Genomic DNA, 15,685 nt, shown 5'->3' on the forward strand with positions numbered 1-15,685 from the left:
GGGCCGGAAGCCTGGCGATCGCTCGGGGGAGAGCAGCCATGAATCGGCCACTGCTTCGGTTTCCGCTTCGCGCAACCGGCACGACGCCTGTGCGCAAATGGCTCAAGTGGCTCAAATGGGGGCTGGCGGCGGCATTGCTGATCGCGCTGGCACTCGTCGTGCGGGTCGTTCAGGTCGAAATCGAAACATCACGGCTACAGGCGCGCTACCTCTCCGAACTGACTCGCGACGTGGGCTTTTCCGTCGCCGACGGTCCCAGTCATTCGATCCGTTTTCCTCAAGCCGACAAAGGCCCGTACGACAACCGGCTCGGCTACGCGCTGCTGCCCGCGATCCAGCAGCGTCTGTTGAAACGCGGGTTTGAAATCGGTTCGCAGGCGCGCAATTCCGAACGGATGCTGTCGCTGGCCGATAACGGCCTCTTTCTGCCGTACGCGGAAAAAGATATCGCCGGTCTGCAGCTTTTCGACGGCACCGGCGCGCCGCTCTTCGACGCGCGTTTTCCCGGTCGCGTGTACGACCGTTTCGACGCGATCCCGCCGGTCATCGTGAACTCGCTGCTTTTCATCGAAGACCGCTATCTGCTGGATCCCAATCAACCGAACCGCAATCCCGCGATCGACTGGGGACGCTTCAGCCGCGCGTTGGCCGACCAGGGCCTGCACGTGTTCAATCATCATCAGCCCGCGCCGGGCGGCAGCACACTCGCCACGCAGATCGAAAAATTCCGCCACTCGGCAGGTGGGCGGACCGCAACGCCGCCGGAGAAGTTGCGGCAGATCGCGTCGGCGTCGGTGCGGGCGTACCTGAATGGTCCGCAGACGCTGCCCGCGCGCCAGCAGATCGTCGTGCGTTATCTGAACTCGGTGCCGCTTGCCGCGCAACCGGGGATCGGCGAAATCAACGGTATCGGCGACGGTCTCGCCGCGTGGTACGGCCGCGATTTCAACGACGTCAACCGCCTGCTGAACGCGCCTTCGACCCCGCAGAATCTGGCGGAGCAGGGCAAGGCGTTGCGCGAGGTGCTCTCGCTGATGATTGCGCAACGCGCGCCGTCGTTTTTCCTGCATCGCGGCTATGCCGAACTCGAACGGCTGACCGACAGTTATCTGCGGCTGCTGGCGACGGGTGGCGTCGTCACGATGCCGTTGCGCGATGCCGCGCTCGCCGCGCAGGTCGAATTGCATCGCGCGCCCGTCAAGACGCAGAGCGCCGACTCGTTCGTCTCGCGCAAGGCCGTCACGTCGATGCGTTCGAACCTGCTGGCTTCGCTCGGTATTCCGAGTTTCTATGAACTAGACCGCCTGGATCTGCAAGCCACGGGCACGCTCAACAACGCGGTGCAGCAGGCCGTCAGCGAACGGCTCGCCGCCGCTGCGACGCGCGACGGTGCGAAGGCGGCGGGACTCGTCGGCTTCGAAATGCTGCGGCCTTCCGACGATCCGTCGAAAATCGCCTATAGCTTTACGCTATTCGAACGGCGCGACGGCGCGAACCTCGTGCGGGTGCAAACCGACAGCGTGAACCAGCCGTTCGACATCAATTCGGGCGCGCGGCTGAATCTCGGTTCGACCGCGAAACTGCGTACCGTGGTCACGTATTTGCAGATCGTCTCCGAACTGCATGCGCGTTATGCATCGCTGAGCACAGCGGAGCTAAAAGCCATCAAGCCCGATCCGACCGATCAGTTGACGCGCTGGGCACTCGACTATCTCACGCATACGCCGGACCGCTCCTTGCAGGCGATGCTCGATGCGGCGGTGGAGCGCAAGTACTCGGCGAGCCCCGGCGAAACGTTCTACACGGGCGGCGGCGCGCAGACGTTCAACAACTTCGAGTCCGACGACAACAGCCGCATCCTGACCATTCACCGCGCGTTCCAGCACTCGGTGAATCTCGTGTTCGTGCGGCTGATGCGCGACATCGTCCACTACGAGATGATCAAGACGACCGGGCCGTCGACGCAATGGCTCGGCGATCCCGCGATCCGCACGATGTATCTGACGCGTTTCGCCGATCAGGAAAGCCGCGTGTACATGAACCGCTTCTACACGAAGTATCACGGCAAGACGCCCGATCAGGCGCTGGCGCTGCTGCTGCTCGGCGTGCGCAAGTCGCCGCCGAAAGTGGCGACCGTGTTGCGCAGCGTCGCGCCGGACGGGTCGAACGCGTGGTTCAACGCGCAGATGCGCGCGGTGTTGAAGAACACGCCGGCCGCAGCGGTACTCGACGACGAGGATCTGGCGAACCTGTACGCCAAATACGCGATCGAGCGCTTCAATCTGAACGACCGTGGTTATATCGCGAGCGTTCATCCGCTCGAACTGTGGACGCTCAACTATCTGCGCGCGCATCCTGCCGCTACGCTCGACGACATTCAGAAGGCGAGCCGCGACGTGCGTCTGTCGACCTATTCGTGGCTCTTCAAGACGCGCTATCACGCGACGCAGGATCGCCGCATCAAACGGATGGTCGAATTGCGCGCGTACGACGCGATCGGCAAATCGTGGCAGGCGCTCGGCTATCCGTTCGCGACGCTCACGCCTTCGTATGCGGCGGCGATTGGCGCATCGGGCGATCGGCCCGCCGCGCTCGCGCAACTGATCGGCGTGATCGCCAACGACGGCAACAAGGTGCCGACCGAAAGCCTCACGCAACTCGACTTCGCGAAAGACACGCCGTACGAAACGCACTTCCGCCGCGCGGCGGTGGCGCCGGAGCAGCAGTTGTCGCCGGAAATCGCAAACGTGATGCAGACGCTGTTGCGCGACGTCGTGACGGGCGGCACCGCCCGGCGGCTCGCGGAAGGCATGAAGTTCCCCGACGGGCAGACGCTCGCGGTGTACGGCAAGACGGGCACCGGCGACCAGCGTTTGAATGTCTACGCAAAGGGCGCGCGGCTGATCGAGTCGCGCAAGGTGAACCGCAGCGCGACCTTCGTGTTCGCGATGGGCGACCGTTTCTACGGCACGCTGACCGCGTGGGTGCATGAACCGTATGCGGCGCATTACGCGTTCACGAGCGCGTTGTCGGTGCAACTGCTGAAGTCGTTGGCGCCGGTGCTGGAGCCGTTGGTGAAAGAGCCGGCGGTGAAGACGGCTGCGGTGGCCAAGGTGTCCGTGCAGTGAGCGCGTGAACGGCGGGGCGAAGTTAAACGCCCCCCAACGGTCGCTCGTTTATTCGCGCTCAGTACTCCGCATCAGTCGCAGCCGGCTTTAAGAACAACTCATGCACCGGCGCGAAATGCGCATACAGCGGCAGAATCGCGCCGCCCATCGCACGCGCATCGGCTCCGATCGCGCCTTCGAGCAATTGCGGCCGCACCATCCCTTCCCATTCGAAACGATCGAGTACGCGCTCGGTGCGTCGAATGATTTCGCGCACCAGTTGCCGGTCGAGTTCGCCGTCGATCACGATCGCTTCGAGATCGAGCAACGCGGCCGCATTGGTCAGCGCGTTGGCGATCGCCGGACACGCGCTGTCGAGCCACTGCTCGGTATGCCGCCACAACTCCGGCAGCAGCGCGCGATGATCGTGCGCGGCAGCGGCCGGCGCGCCCGCGTCGCTGAACAGCTTTTCGAGCACGAAGCCCGACGCCGCGTGCAGCAATTGCCGCGCGGGTTTGCGCGCGGTGCCGTCGCGCAGCGGAATCGAACCGACCGCGCCCGCGTTGTCGTGCGGGCCGCCGTGCAGGCGTCCGTCGATCACGAGGCCGCCGCCGATGAACGTGCCGACGAACAGATACAGGAAGTTGTGAATGCCGCGGCCCTGGCCCATCACGAGTTCGGCGGCACACGCGGCCGTGGTGTCTTTCGCGAATTCGACGGGCAGGCCCGTCATCGTCGCGATGCGGCTGCGCAGATCGATCTCGTGCCACGCGTCGAGCGCGTCGGGCGGCGCGCCGAGAAAGTCGCGCCAGCCGCCGAGCCACAGCGGCGCCGCGACGCCCAGGCCGACCACTTTGCCCGCCTTTGCGCCGAGGGTCTGGTTCACGCGCGCCAGTTTGCTTTCGAGCGCGGGAAACAGCGTGCGCGGATCGGGATACGCGTACTCGAAGACATCGCGGCACACCACGTGACCGGCGAAGTCGAGCGCCAGCACGTCGAGGCTGCGGCGGCCGACCTTGATGCCGATCGTGAATGCGCCGTCCGCGCGCAACGCGATCGGCACCGAAGGCTGGCCGATCCTGCCACGCACGCGCGCCTGCTTTTCGAGCAGGCCGTCGTCGATCAGACGGTCGACGATCATCGACACCGTCTGCATCGACAGACGCGTGAGGCGGCCCACGTCGGCTTTCGGCAACGGCCCGTGCAGACGGATCGCCTGTAGCACGATGCGTTCGTTGAATTGCCGCATGCCGACCTGATTCGAGCCGACCGTGCGTTTGAGCGGGGAGCGGGTATCCATCGTCGCGAGTCCGCTCAGCAGGAGGCGCGCGTCATGCAATCGCCTTGACGTCTGCTTCCTTTGCGCCGGTCATGATCGCGACCGCTTCCGACATGTGCACGTCGCTCCTGTTGACGAGCGCGGCGCGCCGGCCGAGCCGCTGGATATGGATGCGGTCGGCCACCTCGAACACGTGCGGCATGTTGTGGCTGATCAGGATGACGGGCAGGCCGCGATCGCGCACTCGCCGGATCAGTTCGAGCACCATGTTGCCTTCCTTCACGCCGAGCGCGGCGGTGGGTTCGTCGAGAATCACCACGTGGCGGGCGAACGCCGCGCTACGCGCCACCGCGACGCCCTGGCGCTGGCCGCCCGACAGCGTTTCGACCGCCTGGCGCATCGAGCGGATGCCGATCTGCAAGTCCTTCATATGCGCGGTTGCTTCATCGAGCATGCGGCGCTTGTCGATCATCTTGAAGATCGAACCGCGCCAGCCGGGCTTGAGCAGTTCGCGTGCGAGGAACAGGTTTTCGGCGATGCTCATGGCCGGCGCGACCGCGAGTTCCTGGTACACGGTTTCGATGCCTTGCGCGCGAGCGTCGAGCGGACTGCGGAATTTGACCGGTTTGCCGTCCAGTAGAATCTCGCCTTCGTCGGGCACGGTCGCGCCGGACAGCGCCTTGATCAACGACGATTTGCCCGCGCCGTTATCGCCGATCACGGCGAGTATTTCTCCGGGCAGCACTTCGAAATCGCAACCGTCGAGCGCGGTCACGTTGCCATAACGTTTGACGAGGCCACGCGCCTGGAGGACGGGCATCGGGGCGGAAGCCGTATTGAGTGTCGACATGATGGACTCCTGTGCTCAACCGCGACGATGGGAAAGTTTGTCCGCGGCCACCGCGAGAATCACCAGCATGCCGGTGATCAACACCTGGTACACCGAAGAAACGCCGATCAGCGTCAGCCCGTTTCGGAACACGCCGACGATCAACGCGCCGAGCAACGTGCCGACAATCGAACCGCGTCCGCCGAACAGACTTGTGCCGCCGAGCACTACTGCGGTAATGCTGTCGAGGTTCTCGGTTTGGCCCGCCTGCGGATCGCCGACGCCGGTGCGCGACACCGACAGCAGCGCCGCGATGCCGTAGATCGCGCCGGCCAGCGAATACACGGTGAGCAGGATCTTCTGCGACGAGAGGCCCATCAATCGCGCGGCCTCGGCGTTGTTGCCGAGTGCGTACAGATGCCGGCCGGGCACCGTATCGCGCAACACGAACCAGGTGGCCAGATACATCAGCAACGTAAGCACCGTGCCGTACGTGACGTCGGCAGGACCGAGCTTGAACGTGTTGCCGAAGAACATGATCGCGTCCGGCAGGTTCGACACGCTCTCCGCGTTCGAATAGATCTGCGTGAGCGCGAACGCGATATTCAACGTACCCAGCGTGACGATGAACGCGGGCAGTTTGATGCGCGTGATCAGCACACCGTTGAGCGCGCCGAACAGCGTGCTCGCGGCGATCCCGCACAGAATCGCGAGGATCGGCGGAACGCCGAGCGTGACTGCGAACTTGGTCATGATGATCGAGCCGAACGCCATCACCATCCCGCAAGAGAGATCGATGCCGCCGGTCAGCACGATCAGCGTCTGGCCGATCGCGATGACCGCGACCACCATCGTCTGTTGCAGGATCAGCGAGAGGTTCTGGAACGACAGGAAGCGACTGCTCTGCGAGATGAAGAAACCGCAGGCGAGCACCAGCGCGATCAGCGGTCCGACCTCGGCGAGCGACGGCAGGCGGTCGGAGAAGGAGCGTGAATGGCCGGCGGGCGTGGAAGGCGTCGACATGATGGATGTCCTCGGTACATAAGCGTGGCGCAGACGCGCGACGCGGCAAATCGGACGGCGGCGCGCCATGACGCGCCGCCCAGACAATGGGCGTTACTTGTTGCCCCAGCAGTTGTCGAGGCCGTACTTCGTGTCCTTGCTGTCGATGCCGGACATCGCCTTGTCGGTGATCAGCGTCACGCCCGTGTCCTGATAGCCGGAGACTTTCTTGCCGGTCTTCGCGTACTCGACGCCGGCGTTCACGCCGAGCGCGGCCATTTTCAGCGGGTACTGCTGCGAGGTCGCGGCGATCGCGCCGGCCTTCACGTTGCGCACGCCTTCGCAGCCGCCGTCGATCGAGACGATCATCACGCTCTTGTCCTTGCCCGCCGCTTTGAGCGCGCGGTACGCGCCAGCGGCGGCCGGTTCGTTGATCGTGTAGACCACGTTGATGTCGGGCGATTTTTGCAGGCAGTTTTCCATCGCCGTCTGGCCCTTCGCCTGATCGCCGCGCGTGTCCTGACTGCAGACGATCGACGCGTCGCCTTCCTTCACGCCGAAGCCTTCGAGAAAGCCGTTGTGACGCAGCACACCGACCGACACGCCGGGCGCGAGATCGAGTGTCGCGATCTTCGCGGGCTTGCCGTTCAGCGCGGCCTTCGCGTATTTGCCGATCAGCACGCCGGCCTTGAAGTTGTCGGTGGCGAAGAGGGCATCGGTCGCGTCCTGTGGATCGGTCGGCGTGTCGAGCGCGACCACCATCACGCCGGCGGCGCGCGCTTTCCTGATGCTCGGCACGATCGCTTTGGTGTCGCTCGGCGTGATCAGAATCGCTTTCGCGCCGGCCGTCATCATGTTTTCGATCGCGGTGACCTGGCTCGCGTTGTCGCCGTCGAACTTGCCGGCGGCGCTGATCAGCTTCGCGCCGTCTTTCGACGCGGCCGCTTCGGCGCCCTGTTTCATCTTCACGAAGAACGGATTGGTGTCGGTCTTGGTGATGAGGCCGACGACCGGCTGATCGGCCGCCTGGCTCGCGCTCGCGCACCACACGGCCGATGCCGCGACGCACATCGACACGATTTTCCTGGCGACAGGATGCTTGCGGGAATTCAGATTCATGGGACGCTCCTCCGGTTGTTAGTGACGACGTTGTGGACTGGCTGGCGGCGTGCCGAGTACCTGCATCGAAATCGCCGTCTAAATCACTTTGGTTGATTTAGTACAGCAGGCGTGATGACGCGAGTCAAGGCAACGTTTTGGACGGAAGCTGACGCGCCCACGCGCGTCAAAAAGCCGTTGGCCTTACGTGGCGCGGCTTGGCGCGAGTGGTGCGATGCAAGATGAAGAGCCCCGGATTCGGGAAAGTCCTGGCTCGTGCGAAAGGCGTTTGAAGGCTGAAGGATGCAGTACGGCAGGCAGGGCGGCGTTGTCGTTGGCCGCGCGCTGCCCCGCATCGTAGACGAAGCGTGCGTTGCGCGAATTGACGTCGACGGCCGCGCCGACGAGTCCATTACTGCGCGCGCGGGGCGCCGGTGGATGCCCGTACGACCAGTTCAGGCGCGGACGAAACCCGCATCGGTACGCTGGCCGCGTCGCGCCCCGACTGTCCATACGACGACTCGATCAGCTCGCGCAGCAGTGACACGGCGAGTCCGGCGACTTCGACCGTGGGCACGGCCACCGTCGTCAGCGCGGGCCGCGATTCGCGCGCGAGCTGAATGTCGGTGATGCCGATCACGGAGAGGTCGCCCGGCACGGTCAAACCGAGATCGGCGGCGGCGTGCATCGCGCCGAGCGCGGGCAGGTCGTTGGTCGCAAAGATCGCCGTGAGTTTCGGGTCGGCTTCCAGCAGCGCGCGCGCGGCGACGTAGCCGCCGTGGATCGTATCGGTTGCGTGTCGAACGCGGTTCTTCGGCGCGCCGGCCGCGCGGAGCGCATCGACGAAGCCCTCGTAGCGCGCCGCGTGAATGCCCGACGCCTTGCTGCCGACAATCGCGCCGATCCGCCGATGCCCGAGCTCAAGCAGATGCGCGCCCGCCAGCTCGCCCGCGCGCCGGAAATCGACCGCGACGCATGGCAGCCCCGGCGGCTCGTGTGGCCGCTCCCACATGCACAACACGACCGGCGTGCCGCGCGCTTCGGTGGTGTGAAGATCGGCGAAGTCCAGGTTCGCGTTGGTCACGAGCACGCCCTCGGAGAGCGTCCCCGCAATCTGGTCGAGATACGCGCGGCCGGTCAGCGGGTCTTCGTTAGTATTGCAAATGATCACAAAGTGGCCGCTCGTGCGCGCCGCGCGTTCGACGGCCAGCGCGAACTCCGGATAGAACGGATTGGCGATGCTCGACACCATCAGCGCGAGGGTCGGCGCGCGGCCCTCCGCGAGTGCGCGGGCAGCCAGATGGGGCCGATAGCCGAGCGCCTCGACGGCGTCGAGGACGCGTTGACGGGTCGTCGCGCCGACGCGGCCGCGATTGCGCAGCACGTTTGAGACGGTCGCTGGGGTGACGCCTGCATGATGTGCGACTTCGCTGAGTGTGGGCATGTTGTCTTCAATATTTGGGACGGATGTTCGACATTTGCGTCGCGGCGCAAGGCGCGGCACCATCTGTCGCACAAACAATCGATATCGGAGACAGGCAGGGTCCAACGATCGCACGCGATCGCTTTTTTCGGTCCTGCTGATTAAGCGCTTAATCTCCGACTTCGAGCTGATTAAATCACGGAGTCGATGCAATGGCGAGCATTTCGTTACGAGGCGTGCAGAAGGCGTATGGCGATGGCGCACCGGTGATCCGCGACGTGGACCTGGAGATCGCGGAGAACGAGTTCTGCGTATTCCTCGGTCCGTCGGGTTGCGGCAAGTCCACGTTGCTGCGCATGATCGCCGGTCTCGAAGACGTCAGCGACGGCGACCTCTCCATCGGCGGCAAGCTCGTCAACGACGTGCCCGCCGCGCAACGCGGCGTAGCGATGGTGTTTCAGAGCTACGCGCTGTTTCCGCACATGACCGTGTTCGAGAACATGGCCTTCGGCCTGAAGCTCGCCAAAACGCCCAAAGACGAAATCGACCGCAAGGTGCGCGAAGCCGCGCGCATTCTGCAGCTGGAGGCGTTGCTCGACCGACGGCCGAAGGCGTTGTCCGGCGGTCAGCGGCAGCGGGTTGCGATCGGGCGGGCCATCGTGCGCGAGCCGGGCGTGTTTCTATTCGACGAACCGTTATCCAATCTCGACGCGACGCTGCGCGGACAGACCCGCGTCGAGATCGCGCGGCTGCACAAGCAGTTCGCCAAAGCGAGCGTGGTCTACGTGACGCACGATCAGATCGAAGCGATGACGCTCGCCGACAAGATCGTGCTGCTGCATGCGGGCAAGGACACCGAACGCTACGGCAGCATCGCGCAGATCGGTGCGCCGCTCGAGTTGTATCACCGTCCAAAGAGCCGCTTCGTCGCCGGGTTCATCGGCTCGCCGCGCATGAATTTTTTGCCGGCAAAAATAGCGTCGATCGATGCGCAGGGCGTGGTCGTCACGCTCGATCACACGTCTGAAAACGTGCGCGTGCCGGTGAGCGGTGAAGGTCTGCAAGTCGCGCAAACGGTCACGCTCGGCGTGCGTCCGGAGCACCTGGAGTTCGTCGATGCGTCGGCCGCTTCATCTGCCGACGGCGTGCTCGCGCGCACCGTGTCGCTCGTCGAACAACTCGGCGAACACAGCTACGTTCACCTCGATCAACCCGGCGGCGCCGTGCTGATCGCCAAAGCGCCGGGCGATACGCGCCTCGCGCCAGGGGACCGCGCGAGCCTGCGCGTGCCCCCGCTCGCTTGCCACCTGTTTGCCGAGGACGGCTTCGCGGCCGCTTCGCTCGAATCCGTCGAACACCACGCATAAGCAACGTTAGGGGACATTGGGATGCGCCTTGGAGTCTGTTATTACCCGGAACACTGGCCGGAGTCGATGTGGGAAGACGACGCTCGCCGGATGAAAGCACTCGGCATCGAGCAGGTGCGGATCGCCGAATTCGCATGGAGCCGCATGGAGCCGACGCCTGGCGAATACGACTGGGGCTGGCTGGATCGCGCGATCGGCGTGCTGGGCGCGGCCGGATTGAAGGTCGTGATGTGCACGCCGACCGCTACGCCGCCGAAGTGGCTAATAGATCGTTATCCTGACATTCTGCCGATCGGCGCGGACGGTCGTCCGCGTGCGTTCGGTTCGCGGCGTCATTACGACTTCTCGTCGCCGTCGTATTTCGAAGCGTCGCAACGCATCTGCACGGCGGTCGCCGAGCGTTACGGCAAGCATCCGGCGGTCGCGTACTGGCAGACCGATAACGAGTTCGGCTGCCATCACACGGTGGTCAGCTATTCGCCCGCGGCCCTGAAGCGCTTTCGCGAGTGGCTGAAGGCACGTTATCACACGGTCGACGCGCTGAACCAGGCGTGGGGCACGGTGTTCTGGAGTATGGAATACCGCAGCTTCGACGAGATCGACGCGCCGGTGGCTACCGTGACCGAAGCGCATCCTTCGCACCGCCTCGATTACCGGCGTTTCGCGTCCGATGAAGTGGCGCGCTACAACCGTATGCAGGTCGAGATCATTCGCGCGCATTCGCCGGGCCGTCCGGTCGCGCACAATTTCATGCAGCTCTTCACGGAGTTCGATCACTACAAGGTTGCCGCCGATCTCGACGTCGCGAGCTGGGACAGCTATCCGCTCGGCGCACTCGAAGAGCAGTGGTTCGCGCCGGACATCAAGGCGCGCTGGCTGCGGAGCGGCCATCCCGACTTCGCGTCGTTCAATCACGACGTCTATCGCGGCATGTCGAAGCTGCCGTTCTGGGTGATGGAGCAACAGCCGGGTCCGGTGAACTGGGCGCTGTGGAATCCGGCGCCGCTGCCGGGCATGGTGCGGCTGTGGAGCTGGGAGGCGTTCGCGCATGGTGCGGGTTGCGTGTCGTACTTCCGTTGGCGTCAGGCGCCGTTCGCGCAGGAACAGATGCATGCGGGTTTGAATACGCCGGATAACCGGCTCGACGTCGGCGGCAACGAAGCGGCTCAGGTCGCGAACGAGATTCGCACGGTGCTCGCGGCGAATGCCGACGCCAACGCCGCGATCCGTTCGAAGGTCGCGCTCGTCTATGACTACGAGGCGAAGTGGCTGTTCGAGATTCATCCGCAAGGGGCGGACTTTCACTATCCGCGTTTCGCGTTCGAGTACTACTCGGCGTTGCGTGCGCTCGGACTCGATGTCGATGTTGTGCCGGTCGACGCACCGCTCGACGGCTACAGCCTGATCGTCGTGCCGCCGCTGCCGGTCGTGCCGGACGATTTCGCCGCGCGTCTCGCCAGCTCCGGCGCGCAGGTGGTGCTCGGCCCGCGCACCGGTTCGAAGACTCAAGACCTGCGGATCCCGGCGAATCTGCCGCCGGGTCCATTGACGTCGGTGCTGCCGGCGCGGGTATGGCGCGTCGAATCGATGCGCCCGAACGTGACCGAAGGCGTGCGTCTTTCGGATAGCACGAATGCGAACGGCGATGATGGCTATGCGCGTCACTGGCGCGATTTCATCGACAGCGATGCGGCGACTGCACTCGACGTGCGCGCCCGTTTTGCGGACGGCCATCCCGCGTATGTGCGCAGCGGCGCGTTCCACTACCTGGCGAGCCTGTTCGACGATGCGCTCACAGTGCGTCTGTTCGAACGGATCGCGCAAGAGGCCGGTGTGACGACAGTGGCGCTCGGCGACAGCGTGCGCGTCAGCCGGCGCGGCGCGCTGACCTACGCGTTCAACTACGGCGACGCGACGCATACGCTCGCCGACGTAGCCGACGACGCGTTCGTGATCGGTTCACGCGAGATTGCGCCGCAGGGCGTGGCGGTTTATCGGTCGTGATGAAGAGCTGGCTTGAAGACGGCATTCCATGCAGTAACTACAACGACGCAAAACCAGGAATAAAGGAGACAGGCAACATGATGCTGAAACCACGCAAGATTCTGTTGGCACTCGCGCTGGCCGCTGCGGCGGTGGGGACGTCCGCCGTCAACACGGCACAGGCCGGTACGCTCGCGGTCAACATCGCGTACAAGGGCGCGAGCCAGCGCGCGGTCTGGCAGTCGGTGATCGACGAGTTCAAGAAGGCGAATCCGGGGATCGACGTGAAGGTGTCGTTCATCGACGAGGAAGCGTACAAGGTGCAGTTGCCCGGCTGGCTCTCCACCGTTGCGCCCGATATCGTCAACTGGCATGACGGCGAACGCATGGCGTATTACGCGCAGCGCGGCCTGTTCGAAGATCTGAGCGGCGACTGGGCGAAGAACGGCTGGAACGACATGTATGCGTCGACCAAGGAAGCGTCATCGTATAAGGGCAAGCAGTACGCTGCGCCGACGGTGTACTACTCGTGGGGCATGTTCTATCGCAAGGATCTGCTCGAGAAGGCCGGCGTCAAGGGCGAGCCGAAAACGTGGGACGAGTTTCTCGACGCCTCGAAGAAGCTGAAGGCCGCCGGCATCACGCCGATCGCCGTGGCGGGGCGCGACGCTTGGACGCTCGCCGGCTGGTTCGATTATCTCGACCTGCGCCTGAACGGCAATGCGTTCCATCAAAAGCTGATGGCAGGCGAGATTCCCTACACCGACCCGCGCGTGAAGAAGGTCTACACGACGTGGAAGCAATTGCTCGACGCGGGCTATTTCATCGACAATTCGCTCTCCTACGATCTGGACTCGGTGCAGCCATTCCTGTTCCAGGGCAAAGCCGCGATGATGCTGATGGGCACCTTCATCACCGCCGGTTTCCCGCCGAACGTGAAGCCGCAAATGGGCTACTTCCAGTTTCCGGTGATCGACCCGAAGGTGCCGACCGCCGAAGATGGTCCGGTCGAATCGCTGCATATTCCGTCGAAAGCAAAGAACAAGGCGGACGCGCACACGTTCCTCGCGTTCGTCGAAACGCCTCAGATCGGCGCGCAACTGGCGACCGGACTTGGTTCGTTGTCGGCGAACAGCAAGTCGCCTGAACCGGAAGACCCGATTTCGAAGATCGGCTTCCAGATTCTCGCGAACACGAAGGGCGGCATCGCGCAGTTCTACGATCGCGATATGACCAAGGAAATGGCCGACGAAGGGATGAAGGGGATGCAGCAGTTCGTCTCCGATCCGACCAAGCTCGACGACGTGCTCGCGCAACTCGAGCAGAGCCGCAAGCGTATCTACAAGAAGTGAGCGGTGGCGGCCGTGAGGCCGCTGTCGTTGATTTCGATGGGTTTAGTTGTCTGGATGAGATCGGGGTTAGGTGTAGGCGCCGGCTCCGGTCGACCGCTTTGCATGGAACCGGAGTAAGAGCTTTGCATGGGGCCGGAATAAGTGCTGAAGCACTAACTCCGGCCGACAGCTAAAGCACTAACTCCGGTCGACCGCGTTGCATGGGACCGGAGTAAGAGCTTTGCATGGGGCCGGAATAAGTGCTGAAGCACTAACTCCGGCCGACAGCTAAAGCACTAACTCCGGTCGACAGGAGAAATAATCGTGTCGCATTCCGTTAGCCGTCACACCGTCGTCGGTCCTGCTGAACCGGGCGGTCCGGGCCTGCCTTCGCCAGGCGGCACGGTGCGCGGCGGTCCGCCCACCGCATCGCGCCGACGCCGTCCCACGCCGACCGCGCGCCGGCAGCGGCGTGCCGCGTTCCTGTTTCTCGCGCCGGCCTGCGTGATGGTGGCCATCTATGTCGTGTGGCCGATCCTGTCGACCATCCGCCTGAGCTTTTTCAACTGGGACGGCATGACCGAGCCGTCGTTCATCGGGCTCGCCAATTACGTCGAATTGTTTCACGCACCGACGTTCTACACGGCGCTGAAGAACAACCTCATCTGGCTGGTGCTGTTCCTGCTCGCGCCGCCGATGGGCCTCGCTGTCGCGTTGTATCTGAACCAGGCGGTGGCGGGCATACGTATCGTCAAATCGCTGTTCTTCGCGCCGTTCGTGTTGTCGGGCGTGGTGGTCGGTTTGATCTTCTCGTGGTTCTACGACCCGACCTTCGGCCTGCTCGCGGTCATACTCGGCCACGGCGTGCCCGTGCTCGGCGACCCGCGCTATGCCACGTTCGGGATCGTGTTCGCGGCGCTGTGGCCGCAAACCGCCTATTGCATGATTCTTTATCTGACCGGGCTCACCTCGCTGAACGCCGAGCAGATCGAAGCCGCGCGCATGGAAGGCGCGCATGGCTGGTCGATGCTGTGGCATGTAATCCTGCCGCAATTGCGGCCGACCACGTTCATGGCGATCGTCGTCACCATCATCGGCGCATTGCGCAGTTTCGACCTGATCTCGGTGATGACCGGCGGCGGCCCGTTCGAAAGTTCGACCGTGCTGGCCTATTACATGTACGACTCGGCGATCAAGTACTACCGCATCGGCTATTCGGCGGCAATTGCCGTCGTCCTGTTCGGCATCATGCTGGTGTACATCGTTTATCACTTGCGGCGGATGCTGCGCACCGAGCAATAAAGGAACCGACCATGTTTCCTATCCCGATCGACAAATGGAAGCCGGTCTCGCGCCGCGCGTACAAACTGACGTTGCCCATCGCATTGCTGATCTGGCTGCTGCCGATGATCGCCGTGCTCGTCACGTCCGTGCGCTCGACGGAAGAACTGAGCGAGGGCAACTACTGGGGATGGCCGAAGCACTTCGCGATGTTCGATAACTATCGCGAGGCGTTGACCACGTCGCCGATGCTGCATTACTTCTGGAATAGCGTGCTGATCACGGTGCCTGCCGTGGTCGGTTCGATTGCACTGGCGGCGATGGCCGGATTCGCGCTGGCGATCTACCGGTTTCGCGGCAACTCGACGTTGTTCGCGACATTCGTCGCGGGCAATTTCGTGCCGGTGCAGGTGTTGATGATTCCGGTGCGCGACCTGTCGTTGCAACTCGGTTTGTTCAATACCGTGAGCGCACTGATCCTGTTTCATGTGTCGTTTCAGACCGGGTTTTGCGCGCTGTTTCTGCGCAACTTCATCAAGCAGCTGCCATTCGAACTGGTCGAGGCGGCACGGATAGAAGGGGCGAACGAGTGGACCGTGTTTTTTAGAATCGTGCTGCCATTGATTCGCCCGGCGCTCGCGGCGTTGGCGATTCTCGTGTTTACGTTCGTGTGGAACGATTATTTCTGGGCGCTGTGTCTGACCCAAGGCGATGATGCCGCGCCGATCACGGTGGGCGTCGCCGCGTTGAAGGGACAGTGGACGACCGCGTGGAATCTCGTTTCGGCCGGGTCGATTCTGGCCGCGCTGCCGTCAGTGGCGATGTTCTTTGCGATGCAGAAGCACTTTGTCGCCGGGTTGACGTTTGGGGCGACGAAGGGCTAGAGGCGCGTTGCCTGTTGCGCGATGTGAGAGAAGGGTTGCCCGCGCAAGCGGGCTTTTTTTCTGCGCACCAACCGTACAAACGCCGGTCTTCCGGAGAAGAC

General features: G+C 63.7%; 11 protein-coding genes. 6 read left to right on the top strand and 5 right to left on the bottom strand.

Going from position 1 to position 15,685, the window contains the following annotated elements; translation table 11 throughout:
• Positions 1–38: 38 nt before the first annotated feature.
• Entirely contained in the window at positions 39–3,128 is a 3,090-nt protein-coding gene (locus BGI01S_RS09795) for a transglycosylase domain-containing protein (RefSeq protein ID WP_042324794.1), read from the top strand.
• A gap of 58 nt (positions 3,129–3,186) precedes the next feature.
• Here BGI01S_RS09795 and BGI01S_RS09800 read toward each other — a convergent pair whose 3' ends face one another.
• From BGI01S_RS09800 to BGI01S_RS09820, 5 genes are all read right to left on the bottom strand, one after another.
• A complete protein-coding gene (locus BGI01S_RS09800; RefSeq protein ID WP_042325888.1) occupies positions 3,187–4,407 on the bottom strand; it encodes an ROK family transcriptional regulator in 1,221 nt (406 codons plus the stop codon).
• A 31-nt stretch (positions 4,408–4,438) separates the two neighbouring features.
• Entirely contained in the window at positions 4,439–5,236 is a 798-nt protein-coding gene (locus tag BGI01S_RS09805) for an ATP-binding cassette domain-containing protein (RefSeq protein WP_042324796.1), read from the bottom strand.
• A gap of 15 nt (positions 5,237–5,251) precedes the next feature.
• Positions 5,252–6,238: an ABC transporter permease gene (locus BGI01S_RS09810; RefSeq protein ID WP_042324798.1), complete on the bottom strand. Its 987-nt coding sequence runs from the start codon at positions 6,236–6,238 to the stop codon at positions 5,252–5,254.
• A gap of 93 nt (positions 6,239–6,331) precedes the next feature.
• Complete coding sequence (locus BGI01S_RS09815) at positions 6,332–7,336, bottom strand: sugar ABC transporter substrate-binding protein (RefSeq protein WP_042324800.1); 1,005 nt, start codon at positions 7,334–7,336, stop codon at positions 6,332–6,334.
• A 391-nt stretch (positions 7,337–7,727) separates the two neighbouring features.
• Positions 7,728–8,759 carry a LacI family DNA-binding transcriptional regulator gene (locus BGI01S_RS09820; protein ID WP_042324802.1) on the bottom strand — a complete coding sequence of 344 codons (1,032 nt, stop codon included), beginning with the start codon at positions 8,757–8,759 and terminating at the stop codon, positions 7,728–7,730.
• A gap of 191 nt (positions 8,760–8,950) precedes the next feature.
• Between BGI01S_RS09820 and BGI01S_RS09825 the strand changes: the two genes are divergently transcribed.
• The 5 genes from BGI01S_RS09825 to BGI01S_RS09845 all read left to right on the top strand — a co-directional run bounded on the left by BGI01S_RS09825 (position 8,951) and on the right by BGI01S_RS09845 (position 15,584).
• On the top strand, positions 8,951–10,105 hold the full coding sequence (locus BGI01S_RS09825; RefSeq protein ID WP_042324804.1) for an ABC transporter ATP-binding protein: 1,155 nt from the start codon (positions 8,951–8,953) through the stop codon (positions 10,103–10,105).
• A 21-nt stretch (positions 10,106–10,126) separates the two neighbouring features.
• Positions 10,127–12,109: a beta-galactosidase gene (locus BGI01S_RS09830; RefSeq protein WP_042324806.1), complete on the top strand. Its 1,983-nt coding sequence runs from the start codon at positions 10,127–10,129 to the stop codon at positions 12,107–12,109.
• Between the two features lie 77 nt (positions 12,110–12,186).
• Complete coding sequence (locus tag BGI01S_RS09835) at positions 12,187–13,440, top strand: ABC transporter substrate-binding protein (RefSeq protein WP_042324808.1); 1,254 nt, start codon at positions 12,187–12,189, stop codon at positions 13,438–13,440.
• Positions 13,441–13,743: 303 nt separating this feature from the next.
• On the top strand, positions 13,744–14,721 hold the full coding sequence (locus tag BGI01S_RS09840) for a carbohydrate ABC transporter permease (protein ID WP_042324810.1): 978 nt from the start codon (positions 13,744–13,746) through the stop codon (positions 14,719–14,721).
• Between the two features lie 11 nt (positions 14,722–14,732).
• Positions 14,733–15,584 (top strand): carbohydrate ABC transporter permease, encoded by an 852-nt coding sequence (locus tag BGI01S_RS09845; RefSeq protein ID WP_042324812.1) that lies wholly within the window; start codon positions 14,733–14,735, stop codon positions 15,582–15,584.
• Positions 15,585–15,685: the final 101 nt, after the last annotated feature.

The sequence above is a fragment of the Paraburkholderia ginsengisoli NBRC 100965 genome, assembly GCF_000739735.1.
Classification (GTDB): domain Bacteria; phylum Pseudomonadota; class Gammaproteobacteria; order Burkholderiales; family Burkholderiaceae; genus Paraburkholderia; species Paraburkholderia ginsengisoli.